16 protein-coding genes and 1 riboswitch are annotated in these 19,805 nt (G+C 71.0%); of the genes, 7 read left to right on the forward strand and 9 right to left on the reverse strand.

Going from position 1 to position 19,805, the window contains the following annotated elements; all coding sequences use genetic code 11:
• The first annotated feature begins 31 nt into the window (after positions 1-31).
• The 3 genes from melA (at position 32) to ABEA24_RS31800 (ending at position 3,298) form a co-directional block, all read left to right on the forward strand.
• Positions 32-1,369: an alpha-glucosidase/alpha-galactosidase gene (gene melA / locus ABEA24_RS31790; protein ID WP_345435143.1), complete on the forward strand. Its 1,338-nt coding sequence runs from the start codon at positions 32-34 to the stop codon at positions 1,367-1,369.
• A complete protein-coding gene (locus ABEA24_RS31795; RefSeq protein WP_345435145.1) occupies positions 1,366-2,436 on the forward strand; it encodes a carbohydrate kinase family protein in 1,071 nt (356 codons plus the stop codon). Before melA ends, ABEA24_RS31795 begins: the two co-directional genes overlap by 4 nt.
• A gap of 97 nt (positions 2,437-2,533) precedes the next feature.
• On the forward strand, positions 2,534-3,298 hold the full coding sequence (locus ABEA24_RS31800) for a DeoR/GlpR family DNA-binding transcription regulator (RefSeq protein WP_345435147.1): 765 nt from the start codon (positions 2,534-2,536) through the stop codon (positions 3,296-3,298).
• A gap of 52 nt (positions 3,299-3,350) precedes the next feature.
• Here ABEA24_RS31800 and ABEA24_RS31805 read toward each other — a convergent pair whose 3' ends face one another.
• The 7 genes from ABEA24_RS31805 to ABEA24_RS31835 form a co-directional block, all read right to left on the reverse strand.
• Complete coding sequence (locus tag ABEA24_RS31805; RefSeq protein WP_345435149.1) at positions 3,351-4,232, reverse strand: carbohydrate ABC transporter permease; 882 nt, start codon at positions 4,230-4,232, stop codon at positions 3,351-3,353.
• Position 4,233: 1 nt separating this feature from the next.
• Positions 4,234-5,181: a carbohydrate ABC transporter permease gene (locus ABEA24_RS31810; RefSeq protein WP_345435151.1), complete on the reverse strand. Its 948-nt coding sequence runs from the start codon at positions 5,179-5,181 to the stop codon at positions 4,234-4,236.
• 8 nt (positions 5,182-5,189) lie between these two features.
• Positions 5,190-6,488, reverse strand: coding sequence for an ABC transporter substrate-binding protein (locus tag ABEA24_RS31815; RefSeq protein WP_345435153.1), 1,299 nt, complete (start codon positions 6,486-6,488; stop codon positions 5,190-5,192).
• Positions 6,489-6,652: 164 nt separating this feature from the next.
• Positions 6,653-7,714 (reverse strand): amidohydrolase family protein, encoded by a 1,062-nt coding sequence (locus ABEA24_RS31820; RefSeq protein WP_345435155.1) that lies wholly within the window; start codon positions 7,712-7,714, stop codon positions 6,653-6,655.
• A gap of 67 nt (positions 7,715-7,781) precedes the next feature.
• The gene (gene cobN / locus ABEA24_RS31825) at positions 7,782-11,420 is read right to left on the reverse strand and encodes a cobaltochelatase subunit CobN (RefSeq protein ID WP_345435157.1); all 3,639 of its coding nucleotides are present in this window, start codon (positions 11,418-11,420) and stop codon (positions 7,782-7,784) included.
• Between the two features lie 61 nt (positions 11,421-11,481).
• Positions 11,482-11,604: riboswitch (cobalamin riboswitch) on the reverse strand.
• 166 nt (positions 11,605-11,770) lie between these two features.
• Positions 11,771-12,673, reverse strand: a complete 903-nt coding sequence (locus tag ABEA24_RS31830; RefSeq protein WP_345435159.1) for a nucleotidyl transferase AbiEii/AbiGii toxin family protein — start codon at positions 12,671-12,673, stop codon at positions 11,771-11,773.
• A 708-nt stretch (positions 12,674-13,381) separates the two neighbouring features.
• Positions 13,382-14,590 (reverse strand): MFS transporter, encoded by a 1,209-nt coding sequence (locus ABEA24_RS31835; protein ID WP_345435161.1) that lies wholly within the window; start codon positions 14,588-14,590, stop codon positions 13,382-13,384.
• A 136-nt stretch (positions 14,591-14,726) separates the two neighbouring features.
• Here ABEA24_RS31835 and ABEA24_RS31840 point away from each other — a divergent pair, with 136 nt between their 5' ends.
• The 3 genes from ABEA24_RS31840 to ABEA24_RS31850 all read left to right on the forward strand — a co-directional run bounded on the left by ABEA24_RS31840 (position 14,727) and on the right by ABEA24_RS31850 (position 16,618).
• Positions 14,727-15,185, forward strand: coding sequence for a MarR family winged helix-turn-helix transcriptional regulator (locus ABEA24_RS31840; protein WP_345435163.1), 459 nt, complete (start codon positions 14,727-14,729; stop codon positions 15,183-15,185).
• A gap of 190 nt (positions 15,186-15,375) precedes the next feature.
• Complete coding sequence (locus ABEA24_RS31845) at positions 15,376-16,221, forward strand: helix-turn-helix domain-containing protein (RefSeq protein WP_345435165.1); 846 nt, start codon at positions 15,376-15,378, stop codon at positions 16,219-16,221.
• Positions 16,222-16,225: 4 nt separating this feature from the next.
• Positions 16,226-16,618, forward strand: a complete 393-nt coding sequence (locus tag ABEA24_RS31850; RefSeq protein WP_345435167.1) for a VOC family protein — start codon at positions 16,226-16,228, stop codon at positions 16,616-16,618.
• A 223-nt stretch (positions 16,619-16,841) separates the two neighbouring features.
• On the opposite strand, the gene ABEA24_RS31855 is transcribed toward ABEA24_RS31850, so the two are convergent.
• A complete protein-coding gene (locus ABEA24_RS31855; RefSeq protein WP_345435169.1) occupies positions 16,842-17,654 on the reverse strand; it encodes an AMP-binding protein in 813 nt (270 codons plus the stop codon).
• A gap of 24 nt (positions 17,655-17,678) precedes the next feature.
• On the opposite strand from ABEA24_RS31855, the gene ABEA24_RS31860 reads away from it, so the two are divergent.
• Positions 17,679-18,743, forward strand: coding sequence for a Gfo/Idh/MocA family oxidoreductase (locus ABEA24_RS31860; RefSeq protein ID WP_425551256.1), 1,065 nt, complete (start codon positions 17,679-17,681; stop codon positions 18,741-18,743).
• Positions 18,744-18,758: 15 nt separating this feature from the next.
• On the opposite strand, the gene ABEA24_RS31865 is transcribed toward ABEA24_RS31860, so the two are convergent.
• Positions 18,759-19,769, reverse strand: coding sequence for an alpha/beta fold hydrolase (locus tag ABEA24_RS31865; protein WP_345435173.1), 1,011 nt, complete (start codon positions 19,767-19,769; stop codon positions 18,759-18,761).
• Positions 19,770-19,805 lie beyond the last annotated feature (36 nt).

Consider the following 19,805-nt stretch of genomic DNA (forward strand, 5'->3'; position numbering starts at 1 on the left):
ACGCAGCTCCCCTCACGAGAGGTTCTCTGTCATGTCCTCACCGATCCGTATCGCCTTCGTCGGCGCCGGTTCGATCACCTTCACCCGGCAGCTGCTGCGCGACATCTTCTCCTTCCCCGAACTCGCGGACGTACGGATCGCGCTGCACGACATCGACCCCGAGCGGTTGTCGGTCGCCGAGACCCTCGCCCGCCGTACGGCGGACCAGCACGGCGCCAAGCCGCTGATCGTCGCGGAGGCCGACCGCCGGGCGGCGCTGGAGGGCAGCGACGTGGTGGTGAACATGGTCGCGATCGGCGGCCATCACGCCACGGTGACCGACTTCGAGGTGCCCGAGCGGTTCGGGCTGCGGCAGACGATCGGCGACACGCTCGGGATCGGCGGCATCTTCCGCGCGCTGCGCACCTTCCCGTTCCTGGAGGCCCTGGCCGCCGACATGGCCGCGGTCTGCCCCGACGCGTGGCTGCTCAACTACACCAACCCGATGGCCATGAACCTGCAGTACCTCGCCTCGGTGGCTCCCGGGCTGAAGGCCGCCGGCCTCTGTCACTCGGTCTACTGGACCGTACGCGGGCTGTGCGAGATCGTGGGCGTCCCGTACGAGGAGGTCGACTATCTGTCGGCCGGCGTCAACCACCAGGCCTGGATCCTGCGCTGGCAGCACCAGGGGCGGAGCCTCTACCCGGCACTGGACGAGGCGATCGAGCGTGATCCGGAGCTGCGCCGGCGGGTGCGGGTGGACATGTACCGGCGGCTCGGCTTCTATCCGACGGAGACCAGCGAGCACTCCTCCGAGTACGTCCCCTTCTACCTCCGGCACCCGGCCGAGATCGAGCGGCTGCGCATCCCGATCGGCGACTACGTGGGGATCAGCGCGGACAACGTCGCCGAGTACGCCTCCATCCGGGACCGTCTCGCGGCGGGCCTCGACCCGGAACCGGACGGCGAGGAGGAGGACGCCGCCGAGTACGCCCCGCAGGTCATCCACAGCCTCGCCACCGGGACCCTCCGCACGATCCAGGTCACCACCGCCAACCGCGGGCTGGTCACCAACCTGCCCGCGGGCGCGGCGGTGGAGGTCCCGGCGACCCTCGACCGGCTGGGCGTCCATCCGCACGCGGTGGGCGCGCTGCCGCCCCAGCTGGCCGCGCTCAACCGGAGCTTCCTCAACGTCGTGGAGCTGGTCGTCGCCGCCGCCGTCGAGGGCGATCCCCGGCATGTCCGGCACGCGGCCATGTCCGACCCTGCCACCGCCGCGGCACTGACGGTCGACGAGATCTGGGCGCTCTGCGACGCCATGGTGGCCGCGCACGGCGACGCCCTGCCGCCGACGCTGCGCACGCCGCTCTCACCCGGGGCGCTCCGATGACCGGCCTGGATCTGTTGGTCGTCGGGGACGCCAACCCGGACGTCCTGGTGTCGGGCGCTCCGGAGACCCCGCCGGCGGGACAGGCCGAGACGCTGGTGGACGCCGGCGTCCTCGCCCTCGGCGGGTCGGCGGCGATCGTCGCCCACGGCGCCGCCCGCCTCGGCCTGGCCACGGCGCTCGTCGCGATGGTCGGCCGCGATCCCGCGGGGGACTTCGTCCTCGACACCCTGTCGGCCGCGGGCGTCGACATCAGCGGCTGCACGCGGCACGAGAGCCTGCCGACGGCGCTGACGGTCTGCCTGAACCGGCCGGACGGTGACCGGGCCATCCTCACCGCGCCCGGTTGCCTGCCCGCGTTCGGTCCCGAGCACGTGCCCGACGTGGCCGCACGCCACGTGCACGCCGCCTCCTACTTCCTGCAGCCGCGCCTGGCCGCCGGGCTGCCGGGGCTCCTGGCCAAGGCCAGGGCCGCAGGCGCGTCCACGTCGCTGGACACCAACGACGACCCGGCGGGCGCGTGGCGGCTCGCGCCGGGGCTGCTGGCGGCCTGCGACCTGCTGCTGCCCAACGAGGATGAGGCGCTCGCGCTGGCCGCGGCGCTCCGCCCGTCGCCGCTCCCCGGCACGCGCGCCGAGAGCCCCGACGACTCTGTGGCCGACGGAGCTCCCGGCTCGGGGGCCGAGAGCTCCGAAGCCGCCGATGGCGGTCCGCGCGGCCGTGATCCCCTGGCGGGTGCGCTGGGGGTGCTGGCCGGCGCCGGTCCGCTGCCGGTGGTGAAGCGCGGCCGCCGAGGGGCCGTCGCACGTTCCGGGGCGGCGGTCATCGGCGCCCGCGGCCCGGTGGTCGCACCGGTCGACACCGTGGGCGCGGGTGACGGATTCGACGCGGGCTTCCTGGCCGGCTGGCTGAACTCGGGAGACCTCGCTCAGGCGCTGGCCTGGGGGTGCGCCTGCGGGGCGCTGTCCACCCGGGCCGCGGGCGGCACCGCGGCACAGGCCGGTCCCGAGGAGGCCGCGGCCTTCGCGGCGCGGATCCAGGTCGGCGCCGACCTGCTCGAATCCGTATGACCCGCGCACGGAGACGGCGCAAGTGAGCAGCGGGGGTGAGCGGTTCGCCCCCGTGCCGCCGATTATCAATCGCCGGGGAACGCTCTATAGTGATCGGATGCGTCAAGAGGAGCGCCTCGGCCTGATCCTCGACCGGCTCGCCCGGGACGGCTCGGTCTCCGTGACCGAGCTGACCACCGAGCTCAAGGCCTCACCCGCCTCCATCCGCCGCGACCTGCACGTGCTGGAAGAGCAGCAACTGCTCAAACGCACACACGGTGGCGCGGTCTCGGCCGAGGTGATGTACGAGCTGCCGATGCGGTATCGCACGGGCCGCCATCACCAGGAGAAGCTGCGGATCGCCCAGGCCGCGGCGGAGCTGGTGACCGACTCGGTGCATTCGGTCGGCCTGGGCGGCGGCACGACCACGACCGAGCTGGCCCGCCTCCTGGGCGCGGCGGCCCGCCCGCTCAAGGTGATCACGAACGCGCTCAACATCGCCGGTGAGTTGTCCGTACGTCCGTCCATCGACCTCGTGGTGACCGGCGGCAGCGTGCGCTCGGCGTCGTACGAACTGGTCGGCCCGATCGCCGATCAGGCGCTGGCGGACATCAACCTCGACCTGGTCTTCATCGGCGTCGACGGCATCGAGGCGGGCCGGGGCATCAGCACGCACGACGACGTGGAGGCGCAGACCGACCGCTGCCTGCTGCGCACCGCCGACCGGGTGATCGTGCTGACGGACGGGTCGAAGGTCGGCAAGCGCGCCTTCTCCCGGATCACGGGGATCGAGGAGATCTCCGGGCTCATCACCGATGTCGGCGCGGACGCGGCCGAGCTCGACCGTCTCCGTGCCGCGGGCGTCGACGTCACCACCGTCTGATGACGGAATGCGGATGGTCGGCCGGGCCGACCATCCGCTCACGACGGGTGGGTCACTTGAGTCCGGACGAGGCGATCGACCGGACGAAGAAGCGCTGCGCGAGGACGAAGAGCACGAGCACCGGGATCTGACTGGTCACGGTGCCGGCCATGAGCACCGGCCAGTTCGTCTGGTGGGCGCCCTGGAAGCTCTGCAGCCCGAGCTGAATGGTCATGTTCCCGGGGCTCTGGACGGCGATCAGCGGCCACAGGAAGTCGTTCCACACGTTGAGGAACGTCAGCACGGAAAGGGTGGCGAGGGTCGGCCCCATCAGCGGGAGGAGGATCCTCCCGAGCGTCCGCAGCCGCCCGGCGCCGTCGATGCGGGCCGCCTCTTCCAGTTCCTTCGGCACGGCGGTGAAGAACTGCCGCATCAGGAAGACCCCGAACGGGGTGGCGAGGTTCGGCGCGATGAGCGCGCCGAGGGTGTCGGTCAGATGGAGGTGGTGCATCACGATGAGCGTGGGCAGCATGACGATCTGGAACGGCACCATCAGGGTCGCGAGCACCCCGATGAACAGCAGCCGGCTGCCGAAGAAGCGGATCCGCGCGAAGGCGTAGCCGGCCAGCGAGCACAGCACCAGGTTGCCCACCACACAGCTGACCGACACGATCGTGCTGTTGAGCAGCCAGTGGCCGAACGGCCCCTGGCTCCAGGCGGTGGTGTAGTTCTGCCAGTGGATCCCCCCGGGCAGTCCCGGCGGGAAACGCCGGGACTCCCGCTCCGTGGAGATGGAGAGCAGCACCATCCACCCCAGCGGAGCGAGCATCACGACCGACAGCGGAACGAGCAGCAGGTGCAGCGGGCTGGGCCGCCGGGACCGTGTGCGGGGCGGGCGTCCTGCCTCGTGGACGCCGGCCAGGCGCGACGGCCGCGTCAGTGCCGTGTCGGCCATCTCAGTTCACCTCGTACGGGGAGGACCTGCGGCTCAGCCAGAGCTGGACCACCGTGACGGCCAGGATCACCACAAAGAGCGCGCTGCCGATGGCCGCGGCGTAGCCGCCGTCGAAGTCGACGAACGCCTGCTGGTAGAGGTAGTAGACGAGCACCGTACTGGCGTGCAGCGGGCCGCCCTTGGTGGTCACGTAGACCTCGTCGAACAGCTGCAGGGCGTTGATCGTCAGCCAGACCAGCAGGAACGACGAGGCCGGGGCGAGCAGCGGCAGCTCGACCTTCCAGAACGCCCGGGCCCGGCCGCAGCCGTCCAGGGCCGCGGCCTCCATGAGCTCGCGGGGCACGTTCTGCAGCGCGGACAGATAGATGATCACCGCGAAGCCGAGCCAGCCCCACACGGTCATCGCCACCACCGACGGCAGCGCCTCACCGGAGCCCTGGAAGAACCCCTGCTGGGGTAGGCCGAGCTTGGCCAGGCCGGCGTTGACGGGGCCGAACTGCGGGTTGAGGATCCAGCTGAAGATCACGCCGGTGGCGACGGTCGAGGTGACCAGCGGGACGAAGACCGCCATCCGGTAGAAGGTCATGCCGCGTACCTTCTGGTTCAGCAGGACCGCGACGGGGATCGCCAGCGCCATCGTGATCGGTACGAACAGCACGCAGTAGACCAGCGTCTGCCGCGCCGCCTGCCAGAAGACCGGGTCGTGCACCATCCGCCGGTAGTTGGCGGCTCCGGACCAGGTGCCGGGCGAGGTCAGGTCCGTCTGCTGGAAGGACAGCAGGAGGGACCAGACCACCGGCACCAGCCCGAACAGGCCGATCAGGAGCACGGCCGGTGAGACGAACGCCCAGCCGGCGAGGTGGTCGGCTCGGCGCGCCCGGTTCGGACGGCGCCGCCCGCCGTCGCGGCGGGCCGACTTCCCGTCGCGTGCGGTCCTGCCCGCCGCCATGACGGCCATTACGAACCCGCCAGGATGGCGTCGACCTGGTCACGGGCCTGGTCCAAGGCCGCCTTCGGCTGCGCCTTGCCCAGCAGCACCGACTGCACCGCCGTGCCGATGACCTGCGAGATCTTCGGGTATTCCGGGATGTTGGGCCGGGACTTGGTGACGAACTTCGTCAGGTTGTCCACGAAGACCTTGTTGGCCGGGTACCGCTTGAGGAAGTCCTGGTAGCCGGGGAGCTTCGTCTCCGATTCGCGCAACGGGAGATCCCCGGTGGCGATGGAGAACTTCAGGTGGACCTCGGCGGAGTCCAGCCACTGGATGAAGGCCCATGCGGTCTTGCGGTCGGCCTTGTTGAACAGCATGTAGTTGTCGGGCCCGGCGATGGTGGCGTGGGTGACCTTGCCGGGCAGGATCTGGCTGCCGTACTGGACGTCCTTGGGGATGCCGGACAGGTCCCACGGCCCCGTCCAGAGCATCGCGATCTTCCCGGAGTTGAAGAGGTTCTGGTACTGGCCGTCGCCGGTCTCCAGGTAGACGGAGTGGTCGGTCACCGCCATGTCGTGCAACAGCTGCATCGCCGACAGCCCGGCCGGCGAGTCGAACGCGGACTTCTTGCCGTCCGGTGTGAGCAGGTCACCGCCCGCCTGCCACAGCAGCGCGAGGAACCGCCAGACGGTGTCCTCCGAGCCGTCATTGGCGTACGACCAGCCGTACTGGTGCTTGGAAGCATCGGTGAGCCGGCGCGCGGCGTTCTGGAAGTCGGTCCACGTCCAGGACGGCGTCGGATAGGAGATCCCCGCCGCGTCGAAGAGCTTCTTGTTGTAGACCAGCGCGAGGTTGTCGACCAGCGCGGGGATGCCGTAGATCTTGCCGTCGGGGGTGGTGGCCGCCTGCCGCGCGGCCGGGAAGAAGTCGTTCCACTGGAAGGCGGGGGCGGCCTTCACCAGCGGCGTGAGGTCCTGGGTCTGCGACCGTTTGGCCAGCGTCGTGATCGAGGAGCCGAACTCATAGGCGACTCCCGGTGTCTTGCCCGAGACGAAGGCGCCCAGCGTCTTCTTCAGGGCGTCGTCGTTGGTGCCGGCGAACGTGACGTTCACCTTCTGGTCGGGGTGCGCCTGGTTCCACTCCCGGCCCAGAGCGTTGATCGCCGTCAGCTCTTTGTCGGTGTACCCATGCCAGACGATCACGGCGTCGTGCGACGACCCGGAACCTCCGGAGCAACCCGCCACGGCGCCGAGGGCCAGCGTGGCGGCGACGGCGGTGAGCCGGGCACCGAGCCCTCGGCCGAGCGGTCGCGATGGTGCGCGCATCTTCATACTCCCCTTGCGTAGGGCCGCCCAACGAGTGCGCTTTACTGAATGCTTCATGCTCGTTAGCGATTGTTGCCAGGGACTTTAGATCAGGATCGATCACCGAAACAAGGCATACGCGAAGAATGCGTCACGTTAACGGTCAGTCAGACGTGGAGCGGCGGTCAGAGGCGGAGCAGGCGGCGGGCGTTGCCCGCGTACAGCGGCGGCAGCACCGTGGCCGGCAGATCGAGTGCGTGGACATGCCAGCGCCCCTGGGGCGGGACCGCCTCGTCAGGGGCGTAGGAGAACGCCTCGTCGGCCGACTCGAGGAAACGGAACCACAGACGGTAGTCGTCGCCGCGGGGAGGGAACGCGTCGGTCCCGAACAGGACCCGCTCGGGGTGGCGGAGGACGAGCGCCCGCGCCGCCCGCGGCCGGCGGCCGAGCTCGGCCATCCGCCCTCCCAGGTCGATGTGGAAGTTCGGGTAGGCGGTCAGCATCCGGTCGACCCACCGCAGGTCCTCGGCGTTGCAGCCGACGTGCGCGCCGATGAAGGCCGTGTCCGGATGGGTCTTGACCAGCTGTTCCAGGGAGAGCATCAGCTCACCGAACGAAGGGAAGCGGTCCCGGTCGCCGAACCACCAGTCCGGGTTCTCGATCAGCTCTTCGAGCCGCTCGTTGTACCGGTCCAGGGGCTCGAAGAAGGCGACCGGGTCGGCGCTGTGGATCAGCACCGGCACCCCCAGCTCGGCGCAGGCCCGCCAGATCGGCGCCAGGCGCGGATCACCGGGCGGCAGCAGCCTGCCGTCGGCGTCGCGGACGCGCAGGCCGAGGTCCTTCCACACCTTGAGCCCGCGGGCGCCGCGCGCGACCGCGGCGCGGAGCTCACCGACCAGCCGGTCCACCCCGTCCGGCTCGGCCACCAGCCGCCAGTCGAGCTGGCAGAAGGTGACGAAGCGGCCCGGATAGGCGGCGTCGTACCGGTCGAGGTTCTCGCCGAGCTCGTCCCCCCAGCGGCCGTCGAGGTTGACGACCGTCGCGACCTGGCACTCGTCCATCACCGCGACGAGCGCCGCCACGTCCCGGACCAGCCAGCCGCCATCGGGCGACAGCCATCGCCCCAGGTGGTTGTGCACGTCGACGCACGGAACGGCCGGGGTGGGAACCGACGTGACCTCGGCCCGTGCCTGCGAACGAGGGGTGTAGTCGCGGAGCCTCAGCTCGGCCGGCGAATCAGCGCTCATTGCGCAGATTCAACCACCGTGGATGATCGGATCAGCTCGGGTCGGATCGAATGTCAGCAGATATCACCTACTCGTCCGCCTCCAGGTCACCTTCCAGATCGAGATAGGTCTGCCGCAGCCGCTCCAGGGTCTCGGCGACGGGTTCGGCCCACAGGCCGCGGTCGGCGGCCTCGAGCAGCCGCTCGGTGATGCCGCGCAGCGCCCAGGGGTTCGAGCGCTCCATGAACGCGCGGTTCTCGGCGTCGAAGACGTACTCCTGCGCCAGCTTCTCGTACATCCAGTCGTCGACCACCCCGGCGGTGGCGTCGTAGCCGAAGAGGTAGTCGACGGTCGCGGCGAGCTCGAAGGCGCCCTTGTAGCCGTGCCGGCGCATCGCGGCGATCCACCGCGGGTTGACGACGCGGGCGCGGAACACCCGGTGGGTCTCCTCCCCGAGCGTGCGCGTCTTCACCTGGTCGGGCAGCGCGGAGTCGCCGACGTAGGCGGCGGGGTTCTTCCCGGTGAGCGACCGGACCATGGCGACCATGCCGCCGTGGTACTGGAAGTAGTCGTCGGAGTCGACGATGTCGTGCTCGCGAGTGTCCTGGTTCTTGGCCGCGACCGAGATGCGGCGGAACGCCGCCTCCATGTCCGGGCGCGCCTCCCGCCCGTCCAGCCCGCGCCCGTACGCGTAGCCGCCCCACACGGCGTACACCTCGGCGAGGTCCCGGTCGTCCCGCCAGTTGCGGGCGTCGATCAGGGGCAGCAGGCCCGCGCCGTACGCGCCCGGCTTCGACCCGAAGATCCGGCTGGTCGCGCGCCGCCAGTCGCCGTGCCCGGCCATGTCCTCCAGCGCGTGGGCGCGGACGTGGTTGTCGGGCTCGTCGAGGTCCGCGACCGCGCCGATCGCGTCGTCCACGAGCGCGATGACGTGCGGAAACGCGTCCCGGAAGAACCCGGAGATCCGCAGGGTGACGTCCACGCGCGGCCGGCCCAGCTCCTCCGCCGGGATGATCTCGAAGCCCGTGACGCGACGCGACGCCTCGTCCCACACCGGGCGGACGCCGATCAGCGCGAGCACCTCGGCTATGTCGTCGCCCTGCGTGCGCATCGCGGCGGTCCCCCACACCGTGAGGCCGACGCTGCGCGGATACTCGCCGGTGTCGTCCAGGTGGCGCCGGATCAGCGACTCGGCGAGGGACACCCCGACGTCCCACGCCGTACGGGACGGGATCGCCTTCGGGTCGACGGAGTAGAAGTTACGGCCGGTCGGCAGCACGTTGACCAGCCCGCGCGTGGGCGAGCCGGACGGACCGGCGGGCACGTAGCCGCCGTCGAGCGCGTGCAGGACCGCGTCGATCTCCCGCGACGTGGCGTCCAGGCGCGGCACGACCTCCTGCGCGCCGAACTCCAGCAGGCGTACGACGTCGGGAACCTCACGGCCGAGCACCTCGGCGCAGACGGCGGCCGCCCGGGAGGGGTCCCAGCCGAGCGTCTCCATGCCCACGACGAGGCGGCGCGCCACCGCCTCGAGGAGGTCGATCGCGTCGGAGGCGGTCCGCGCGGGACCGTCCGCGAGTTCGGTGAGCGCCGTGGCCTCCACCCGCGCGCCCGGTTCGGCGAGCAGTTCGCGCTCGTCCAGCCCGTACGCGTGCGCGATCGCGGCGCGCAGGCCGGGCAGAGCGCCCGCCTTGCCCGCCCACACCTGCGCGGCACGGAGTACGGCCAGCACCAGGTTGACGCGCTGCTCCGCCTCCGGGGCCTGGCCGAGGATGTGCAGTCCGTCGCGGATCTGAACGTCCTTGACCTCGCAGAGGTAGCCGTCGATGTGCAGGACGAAGTCGTCGAAGTCGGCCTCGCCCGGCTCGTCGGCGACGTGCAGGTCGTGGTGGAGCTGGGCGGCCTGCACGAGCGTCCAGATCTGGGCGCGCACGGTGGGCAGCTTCGCCGGGTCCATCGCCTGGACGGTGGCGTACTCGTCGAGGAGCTGTTCGAGCTTGGCCAGGTCGCCGTACGTGTCGGCGCGCGCCATCGGCGGCACCAGATGGTCGACGACCACGGCGTGGCCGCGCCGTTTCGCCTGGGTGCCCTCGCCCGGGTCGTTGACGATGAACGGGTAGACGAGCGGCAGGTCGCCGAGGACCGCGTCCGGAGCGCACTCGGCCGACAGCCCGAGGCCCTTGCCGGGCAGCCACTCGAGCGTGCCGTGCTTGCCAAGGTGGATCACCGCGTCGGCGCCGAACACCTCGTCCAGCCAGCGGTACGCCGCCAGGTAGTGGTGCGAGGGCGGCAGGTCGGGGTCGTGGTAGATCGCCACCGGGTTCTCCCCGAAGCCGCGCGGCGGCTGGATCATCAGCACGACGTTCCCGAACTGCAGCGACGCGAGCACGATGTCGTCACCGTCGGTGTACAGCTCGCCCGGTGGCTCGCCCCAGTGCCCCCGCATGCCCTCGCGCAGCGACTCCGGCAGCGCGGTGAACCACCGCTCGTAGTCCTTCAGCGGCACCCGGGCGGGCGCGGCCCGCAGCTGCTCCTCGGTCAGCCACTCGACGTCGTGCCCGCCCGCCGCGATCAGCGAGTGGATCAGCGTGTCCCCGTCGGTGGGGTGCTCGCCGATGTCGTAGCCGGCCTCACGCAGCGCCGCGAGCAGTCGGACCGCCGAGACGGGCGTGTCCAGGCCGACCGCGTTGCCGACCCGGGCGTGCTTGGTCGGGTACGACGACAGCACGATCGCGAGCCTGCGCTCGGCGACCGGCGTGTGCCCGAGGCGTGCCTGGCGGACGGCGATCCCGGCGACGCGGGCGGCCCGCTCCGGGTCGGCGGCGTACACGGGGATGCCGTCCGGTCCCTCCTCCTTGAAGGAGAACGGCACCGAGATGAGCCTGCCGTCGAACTCGGGGATCGCGACCTGCATCGCGGCGTCCATCGGGGACAGCGCGGCGTCCGACGCCTCCCACGTCGCGCGGGACGTCGTCAGGCACAAGCCCTGGATGACCGGGACGTCCAGGGCGGCCAGCGCCCCCGCGTCCCAGGCGTCCTCGTCACCGCCCGCCGACGCGTCCGCGGCCACCGCTCCCCCGGCGGCGAGCACCGTGACGACCAGCGCATCGGCGCTGCCGAGCAGCTCCAGCAGCCCTTCGTCGGCGGAGCGCAGGGAGCCGCAGAAGACGGGCAGCGCGTTCGCGCCCAGCTCCTCGATCCGCTCGCACAGCGTGTCCACGAACGCGGTGTTGCCGGACAGCTCGTGCGCCCGGTAGAAGACGACGCCGACGGTCGGCCGGCCGTCCTCCGGCTCGGCGCCGGTACGGCGCACGCCGTACGCCGGCATCCGCCTCGGCGGCTCGAAGCCCTCGCCCGTGAGCAGCACGGTGTCGGACAGGAAGCGGGCGAGCTCCCGCAGGTTGTCCACGCCGCCCTCGCGCAGGTAGTCCAGCGCCTCCGCGGCGACGCCGGCGGGCACCGTCGACAGCGCCATCAGCTCGGCGTCGGGTGCGGCCTCCCCGCCCAGCGCGATCAGCGGCAGGCCCCGCCGGCGCAGATCCTCCACACCCTCCTGCCAGGTCTTCAGCCCGCCGAGCAGCCGGACGATCACGACGTCGACGCCCTCGCACAGCCCGTCGAGGTCGGCGACGTCCAGCCGGGACGGGTTGCCGGTCACATATCCGGCGTTCGCGGAGCGGGCGGACAGAAGTTCGGTATCGGCCGTTGAGAGCAGCAGGACACGCACGTGTCGTTCCTTCCCTCGGGGGTCCTCGCCCCGGCTCGGGTGAAAGGTCACCGACGGCGGGAAGTCTCCTGACTCCCAGGTCACCGCTCCCCCGCGGCCTTCCAGCTGGTCGCCGTGGCCGTACGCGCGGGTTCGCTACCTGGTCACAGTTGCGGGACAGCCCCGGATTCGCACCGGGTTCCTTCCCTCGCCGTCGCGCGCCCAGTCTACGAGGACCACCCCGCCCCCGCACCGCCCCAGGTCACCCGATCCCGATCCTGATCTTGGATGAAACCCTTGCCAGATCACCCCTCTATGGCGAGAGTTTCATCCAAAGTCCGGGAAGGAGGACGGCGACGGAGACCCTCTGCTCATCGCCGCCAAGACCGGATGTCCGGATCCCATTTCGCTCCCAGGACATCCCCTGTCAACACCGGATCGGCGAACGTGATCACCTCCGCCACGACCTCGGCGAAGTCGTCCGGATACGCGTCACCGTCCGGACCCAGCCTCCTCCGCCATTCACGGTAGACACGTCTCCGAAGATCGACGAGTGCCGTGATGCGTTCGGAAAGCGGTCGCGGTTTCACTTCTCGGTGATGTGCCGCTTTGGTCACCGCGTCATGCAGCCCGGCACCGGAGAACGCATTGCTTCCCGCGAGTCGCCACACGTCGGCATAGTCACGCACTCGTGTGTTCGCGTCGCCTCTCTCCAGCGCCGTGAGGATCTTCTCTGCGAGGACCGTCTCGATCGGGTAGGCGAGCAGCTCGAAGGAGGAGTCCTCAAGCTGTTGTGGAAAGTCGATGCGCCGAGCCCCTGGGACAATCGGGTCACCCGAGCTGACGTCAATCTGAACACTGGCGCGGAATCTGGCGACACGGGCGGGAATGATAACTCTGGTGCCGCCATAGGGCCCATCTTCCCGGATCGCACGGCTTCGGATCTGATCAACGAGGAACTCGACGCCGTCGTCGACCACAGTACCGGCGACACCGGCCATCACGGCGACGACATCATCCTCCGCCACCGATATGCCGATGCCGGACAGATCAGCATCGCGGGTGGTGCGCCGTGCATGGTAGGCGCTCAGCAGCATGCCACCTTTGAGAGCGAACCGATCCGATACATCGGATCGACTCAGTCGATAGAGGAAACGTTCGAGGACGAATAAGCTCAGGAGCTCATCCGTGGGACGCCCCTCCCTTCGCGCCTTGTTTCGCAGGTCGTTGTACGCCCGACCGGCCGGCGTATCGCGTCGCGGGTTCGGAGCCATCAGGAGAGCACCGCCTCTATCGCTCGGAGCACGGATCCCTCTGCCCCAAGGGTCCGCGCTAGATCGACCAATTCGCCGGGGTGCGCGGCACCGGTCTCCAGCGAGACGCGAAGCGCGTGCAATGCGAATACATCCCCGACGAGGTGTCGTAGCCGCATGGCGTCCACGACACTTCTGGCGGCACTATATATCCGGACCTGCTCCGATGGGGCCGCCTCGAACATTTGGACCCCGATTTCAAAGGTCTCAGGGTGAAATCGATGGACCGCTAGTGGCGGATAATCGAATCTAGGAGGCGTAGTCCCTCTAGGAACGGCTATATGGAGCTTCGTGGGGATTTCATCAACCAGGCCATGTAGCGATAGGGCCGACTCGAGGCATATGACGGCTCTTGGCGCTCGAACCGCCACTGCGAGCAGATCGACCTGCCCCTCGGGCGCCGTGGCCTTGCGGAACACTCCCCTGCTCAGTTCGTGAATCACACCTTCGTCGCGGAGCCGGTAGAGATCGCGTGGTGCCAGACCGACCCCGCGCGCCAGCCGGGCAGGAAAGGTGTCAGGCAAGCGCTCCAGGCGGTCGAGCGATACAGGAGAGGTGTCGGCCATGTATCAAAGTATTACCAGGTCGACGCGAGCTGGTAATACTTTGATACACGCAGATCAGGATCCGGACCGACAGTGTGGAGTACCTCGTCGGCGGGGTCGTCCCTCACCGGACGTGAGCATCGCCCACGGGAACGGCATGCGGCGTGACCGCGTCAGGAGATGTACGGATGCGGCGGTCGAGGGTGCCGGAGGCGACGGCCACCGCCAGGCCGGCGGTGCCGAGGAGGGCGGCGATCCAGGTCGGTGCGGCGTAGCCCAGTCCGGCGTCGATGGCGAGGCCGCCGAGGAACGGGCCGACGGTGTTGCCGAGGTTGAACGCCGCGATGTTGGCGGCGGACGCCATCGTCGGCGCGCCGACCGCCTTGTCCAGGACGCGGGTCTGCAGCGGCGGGATCGTGGCGCTGCCGGCCACGCCGAGGAGCAGCATCACGACGACCACCCCGGCCTTGCCGTGGATCACGACCGCCAGGACGATGGACACGGCGATGACCGAACCGAGGATCGCGTACAGGCTGGGCATCAGGGCGCGGTCTGCGAGTCTGCCGCCGAGCGTGTTGCCGGCCACCATGCCTACACCGAACAGGACCATGAGGAGCGGCACCGCTCCCGACGAGAACCCGGTGATGCGCGTCGCGATCGGCGCGATGTAGGTGATGACCGTGAAGACGGGCGCCCAGCCGAGCGCCGTCATGGCGAGCGCGAGCCAGACCTGGCCGCGCCGGAAGACCGACAGCTCGTGGCGGAAGCCGGCGTCGGTCGACGGCCGCGGCTGCGCCGGGACGAGCGCGGCGATGCCCGCCAGGGCGAGCACGCCGAGAACGCTGACGACCCAGAACGTGGACCGCCAGCCGAAGGCCTGGCCGAGAGCGGTCCCGCCGGGAACGCCGAGGACGTTGGCGACGGTCAGGCCGGTGAACATGAACGCGATCGCGCCGGCGCGCTTCTCCGGGCGGACGAGGTCGGCGGCGACGACGGAGCCGATGCCGAAGTAGGCGCCGTGGGCGAAGGCGGTGACCAGGCGGGCGACCATGAGGACCCCGTACCCGGGGGCGATCGCGCACAGGAGGTTGCCGACGGTGAACAGCCCCATCAGCGCCAGCAGCATGGTCTTGCGGGAGACCCGTGATCCGAGGGCGGTCAGGAGCGGGGCTCCCACGACGACGCCGAAGGCGTAGCCGGACACCAGGAGCCCGGCGGTGGGGATGGACACGTGAAGGTCGGTCGACAGCTCGGGGAGCAGGCCGCTGATGACGAACTCGGTGGTGCCGATGCCGAAGCCGCCGATCGCAAGGGCGAGCAGCGCGAGGGGCATGAGGGTCTCCTCCGCATAGACTGAGAGGCGTGCGCAATATCCCGCGCCCGCATTAGTTGCAGACGCCTATTACTTGCATACGCCGACTATCTCACCACGCAATCGGCGAGATGCCAAATGAGAGGAGTGGTGACCCATGCCACTGCCCGATGACGCGGCCGAGGCGCGCGCCCAGGGCTGGCGGACCCTCGCCGCCCTGCACGCCCGCATCGAGGACAGGGTCGAGCGGGCCCTGCAGGCCGAGCACGGCCTGAGCGTGAACGAGTACTGCACGCTCCACCTGCTGTCCCGCCAGGAGGACTGGCACATGCGGATGCAGCAGCTCGCCAACGCCCTCGTCCTCAGCCAGAGCGCCACCACCCGTCTCGTCACCCGGCTGGAGAACCGCGGCCTGCTCGGCCGGTACCTCTGCGAGGACGACCGGCGCGGCATCTACACCGAGGTCACCGAGGCGGGCCGCGAGCTCCTGGCCAAGGCCACTCCGACCCACAACGCGGCGCTGGAGGCGGCGCTCGCCGACGCCGCCGCGCTGCCCGAGCTCGCCCCGCTCGTCCGCGCGCTGGAGACCCTCCCCAACCTCGCCCCGACCGCCTGAGGCCGAGCCCCCGCACACCCGCGACGCACCGGTCACCCCGGATCCGCCCGCCCGCGACCCGTACGCCCCGGGGCCCGTCGGTCGGCAGAGACCGCCACGTCCCCGGCCCGCCGGTCGCGGAGACCGCCACGTGCGGTCCGTCGGTCGCGGAGACCGCCACGTCCGCGGTCCGCCGGTTACCGTGGAGGCCATGGGTAGTGTCGCTACCGTCGACCAGACGGCCCGGGTACGGCCGTCGGCGCGGCTCGCGCCGTCGGTGGCACGCTGCGTCGGTTACCGCTACGAGGGGTTCGGCCCGGGGACGCATCGCGGGCTCCCGTCCCGGCACCTGACCGTGGTCCTCAGCCTGGACGCCCCGACCCGTACGCTCGCCGGCGCGGACCGGACGCCGGACGCCTTCATGGCCCTCGTGGGAGGCCTGCACACCTGGCCGGTGACGATCGCGCACGACGGCGACCTGGCCGGGGTTCAGCTCGACCTCACGCCGGAGGGGGCGCGCTCCTTGTTCGGGCTGCCCGCCGCCGCGATCGGCGGGGACGTCCTGTCCCTCGACGACCTGATCGGCCCGCGGGCCGGGGAGCTGGTCGAACGCCTCGCCGAGGGCCCGACCTGGCGGGCGCGATTCGCCGTGGTCGAGGACGTGCTGTCGCGCGGCATCGGCCGGCTGCCGGGACCGGCGCCCGAGCTCGCGTACGCCTGGCGGCGCCTCGCCGAGACCGACGGGACCGTACGGATCGCCGACCTGGCGCGCGAGGTGGGCTGGAGCCGGCGTCATCTGGGCGAGCGGTTCGCCGCGGAGTACGGCCTGCGGCCCAAGGAGGCCGCCCGCGTGATGCGGTTCGAGCGGTCCAAGCGGCTGCTTCAGCGGCCCGGCCGGCCGTCCCTGGCGGACGTCGCGGCCGCCTGCGGCTACTACGACCAGGCTCACCTGGCGCGCGAGTGGAACGACCTGGCCGGATGTCCCCCGTCGGCGTGGCTGGCCGACGAGGAGCTCCCATTCGTCCAAGGCGACGAGGACGCCCCAGGGGAACCATGAAGGCATGAGCGAGACACGAATCTGGCCCGCACTCCGCTACAAGGACGCCCACGCCGCCATCCGGTTCCTCGTCGACGCCTTCGGGTTCGAGGAGGTCGCCGTGTACGAGAACGACGACCGGGTCGAGCACGCCGAGCTCCGCGCGCCGGGAGGCGGCGGCGTCATGCTCGGCAGCGCCGCCCGCACCGACAGCCCGATCGCCGACCTGCCGCCCGGCACGGGATCGGTGTACGTCGTGACCGACGAGCCCGACGCGCTGTACGAACGGGCGGTGGCGGCGGGTGCGACCGTCGTCCAGGGCCTGCGCGACGAGGACTACGGGTCGCGCGGGTTCACCGTCCGCGACCCCGAGGGCGTCTTCTGGAGCTTCGGCACCTACGCGGGCGCGGCGTCCTGACCTCCGGTCAGGGCACCGACCTCGGCGCGGGAACCCGACCGCCGGTCACGCGGCCAGGACGAGCCAGCGGAGCCACTCCCCCATCGGCGCGAGCCCTGACCCCGGTCACGGCGTCAGCACGGGACTGCCGAGCCACTCCTCCATCGGCGCGGGGACCTGACCGCCGGTCACGCGGTCAGGACGAGCCGGCCGCCCCTCCATCGGCGTGGGTCCTGACCACCGGTCACGGCGTCAGCACGGGGCAGCCGAGCCACTCCTCGGCGTGCACCGGCGGCGGAGCGCCCTGCGAGACGGCCATGCGCAACGGCCAGAACGGCTCGCGGGAGCCCTCCGCGGCGAGCCTCGTCAGAAAGGCCGACGTCGAGAGCAGAACGCTCGCGCGGTGGCGGCGCACCCGCTCGGCGACCCCGGTGACCGAACGGCGGCCGGAGTCGAGCACCGCGCTCGCCCCGGAGTACAGGGGCAGGAAGACGGTGTTGCGCAGCCCCACCGGGTCGTAGGTCTTCGGCACGGAGAACAGGACGTCGTTCTCCCGGAGGCCGAACGGCTCCATCGCCAGGAACGACACCTCCGGATCGCCGTGCGCGTACAGCACGCCGTACTGGGCGAAGGCCGGCGTGCCCGGGTGCACCGGGTGCGCCGGCGACGCCGGCACACGGGACATCGCGGTGACCAGTTCGGCGGGGGTGATGACGTGCTCATGCCGGCCGTGTGCGCAGACCGCGATCTCTCCCGGGGGGAGGGCCGAGGCCTCCGGGTCGGTGAGCAGCGCGATCGCCCCGATCCGCACCGCGCCGAGGAACGCCCACACGAACTCCATCGACCCGGGCAGCGCGATCACCACCCGGTCGCCCGGCCGTACGCCGTGCTCCCGGAACACGCCTGCCGCGCGGCCCGCGCCGAGGTGCACCTCCCCGTGGGTGAAGCCGTCGTCACCGCACAGGAACGCGACCCGGTCCCACCATCCGAACGCGAGTGTCCATTGGCTCAGCGCCTCGGTCAGATTCGAGGCCGGGGACGGGTCGGGCGTGCGCACATTCGGAGACTAAGCCGATCCACCATGCCGGGACAGACCCGGAGCGTGATCAAATGGTCTCGAAGGAGGCCATCTGTGGACAAGCTGCGTGTCGCTTTGATCGGGTATGGAACCGGGGGTGCGGTCTTTCACGCTCCCCTGATCGACGCCGCCCCCGAACTGGAGCTGGCCGCCGTCGTGACCCGCGACCCGGAACGCCGGGCCGCCGTCCGTGACCGGTACGCCGGCACCGAGCTCGTCGACGCACCCGACGATCTATGGTCCGGCGGATACGACCTGGTCGTGGTGACGACGCCGAACCGCACGCACGTCCCCCTGGCCCGCGCGGCGCTCGACGCGGGGATCCCCGTCGTGGTCGACAAGCCGATCGCGACCACGGCCGCCGAGGCCCGGTCGCTGGCCGGCGGCCCCCTGGTGGTGCCGTTCCACAACCGCCGCTGGGACGGCGACTTCCGGACCGCCGCCCGACTGATCGGCGACGGGACGCTCGGCCGGGTGCTGCGGTTCGAGTCACGGTTCACGCGCTGGCGCCCGCAGATCAAGCCGGGCTGGAAGGAGACCGCCGACCCGGCCGCCGCCGGCGGCGCCCTGTACGACCTCGGCGCCCATCTGATCGACCAGGCGATCACGCTGTTCGGCCCGCCCGTGGACGTCCACGCCGAGCTGGACGTACGGCGGCCCGGCGCGGAGGCGGTCGACGACGCGTTCGTGGCGCTCACGCACGAGGGCGGGGTCCGGTCCCACCTGTGGATGAGCGCGATCAGCGCGGACCTCGGGCCCCGTTTCCGGGTGCTCGGCGACCGCGCCGCCTACGTCACGTACGGCCTGGACGTCCAGGAGGACCAGCTCCGCGCCGGACTCACGCCCACGGACTCGGACTACGGCGTGACGCCCCCGGAGGCGTACGGAACGGTCGGAACCCCCGGCGACACCCGGCCCGAGCCGACCGACCCGGGCCGCTACCAGGACTTCTATCCGGCCGTCGCGGCGGCGGTCCGTGGCGATGGCCCGCCCCCGGTCACCCTCGAGGACGCCATCGCGGGCCTCGAGGTCATCGAGACCGCCGCGCACCAGGCCGGGGCCGCCTAGACCCGGTACGGCCGGTCAGCGCCGCAGGAAGTCCCGCAGCGCCTCGCCGACGAACGCCGCGGCGTCCGGGTCGGCGCCGCCGCCTGCGAGATGCCCCCAGATGCCGGGGATGACGCACAGCTCGGCGTCGGGGATGTACTGGACGCTCCACGCCTCGTCCTCGGGCGGGAAGTACAGGTCCTTCTCCGACGGCATGACGAGCGCCCGTGCCTTGATCGAGGCGAGCGCCGCCACGGTGTCGCCGTCGAACCCCGGGGTCTGCCCGATGTCCGCGTGCGTCCAGGTCCACATCATCGCGATCAGGTCGTTGGGATCAGAGCCGGCGAAGTTGGGCTCCCACACGCCGGTGAGGAAGTCCTCCAGTGTGGGGAACCCGAGCCGTTCGTACACGCGCTCCCAGTAGAAGGCCTGGGAGAGACCCCAGCCCGCGTACACCCGGGCGAAGGCGCGCATGCCGCCGCGCGGCGGCTCGGCGTAGTCGCCGCCGGCGAACGCCGAGTCGGCGGTGAGCGCCGCCCGGAGGCCTTCGAGGAACACCTGGTTGTGCGGGCTGGTGTGCGAGGAACCGGTGATCGGCGCGATGCGCTCGACCATGTCGGGATGGCTCACCGCCCACTGGTACGTCTGCCCGGCGCCCATCGACGCGCCGAACACGAGCACGAGCCGCTCGATCCCGAACCGCTCGGTGACGAGGAGATGCTGCGCCGCCACGTTGTCGTACATCGTCACGTGCGGGAACCGGGCGCGGTCGTACGGCGCCGGGGTGTTGCTCGGGGAACTGGACAGGCCGTTCCCGAACAGGTTCGGCACGATGACGAAGTACCGGCGGGTGTCCAGCGGCCGTCCGTCGCCGATCAGCCACTCGTTCGCCTCGTGGGTCCCGGCGAACCAGGTCGGGAAGAGGATCGCGTTGGACCGGTCCGGGGCGAGCTCGCCGTACGTCCGGTAGGCGAGCCTGGCGTCCGGCAGGGTGCCGCCGCGCGACAACGGAAGATCACCGAGTTCGAACATCTCATGATCGGTCACATCGCGGACAAGGCACGTACGCTCCGTGCTATTCCG

The sequence above is a fragment of the Actinoallomurus vinaceus genome (assembly GCF_039542055.1).
In the GTDB taxonomy this organism is placed as follows: domain Bacteria; phylum Actinomycetota; class Actinomycetes; order Streptosporangiales; family Streptosporangiaceae; genus Actinoallomurus; species Actinoallomurus vinaceus.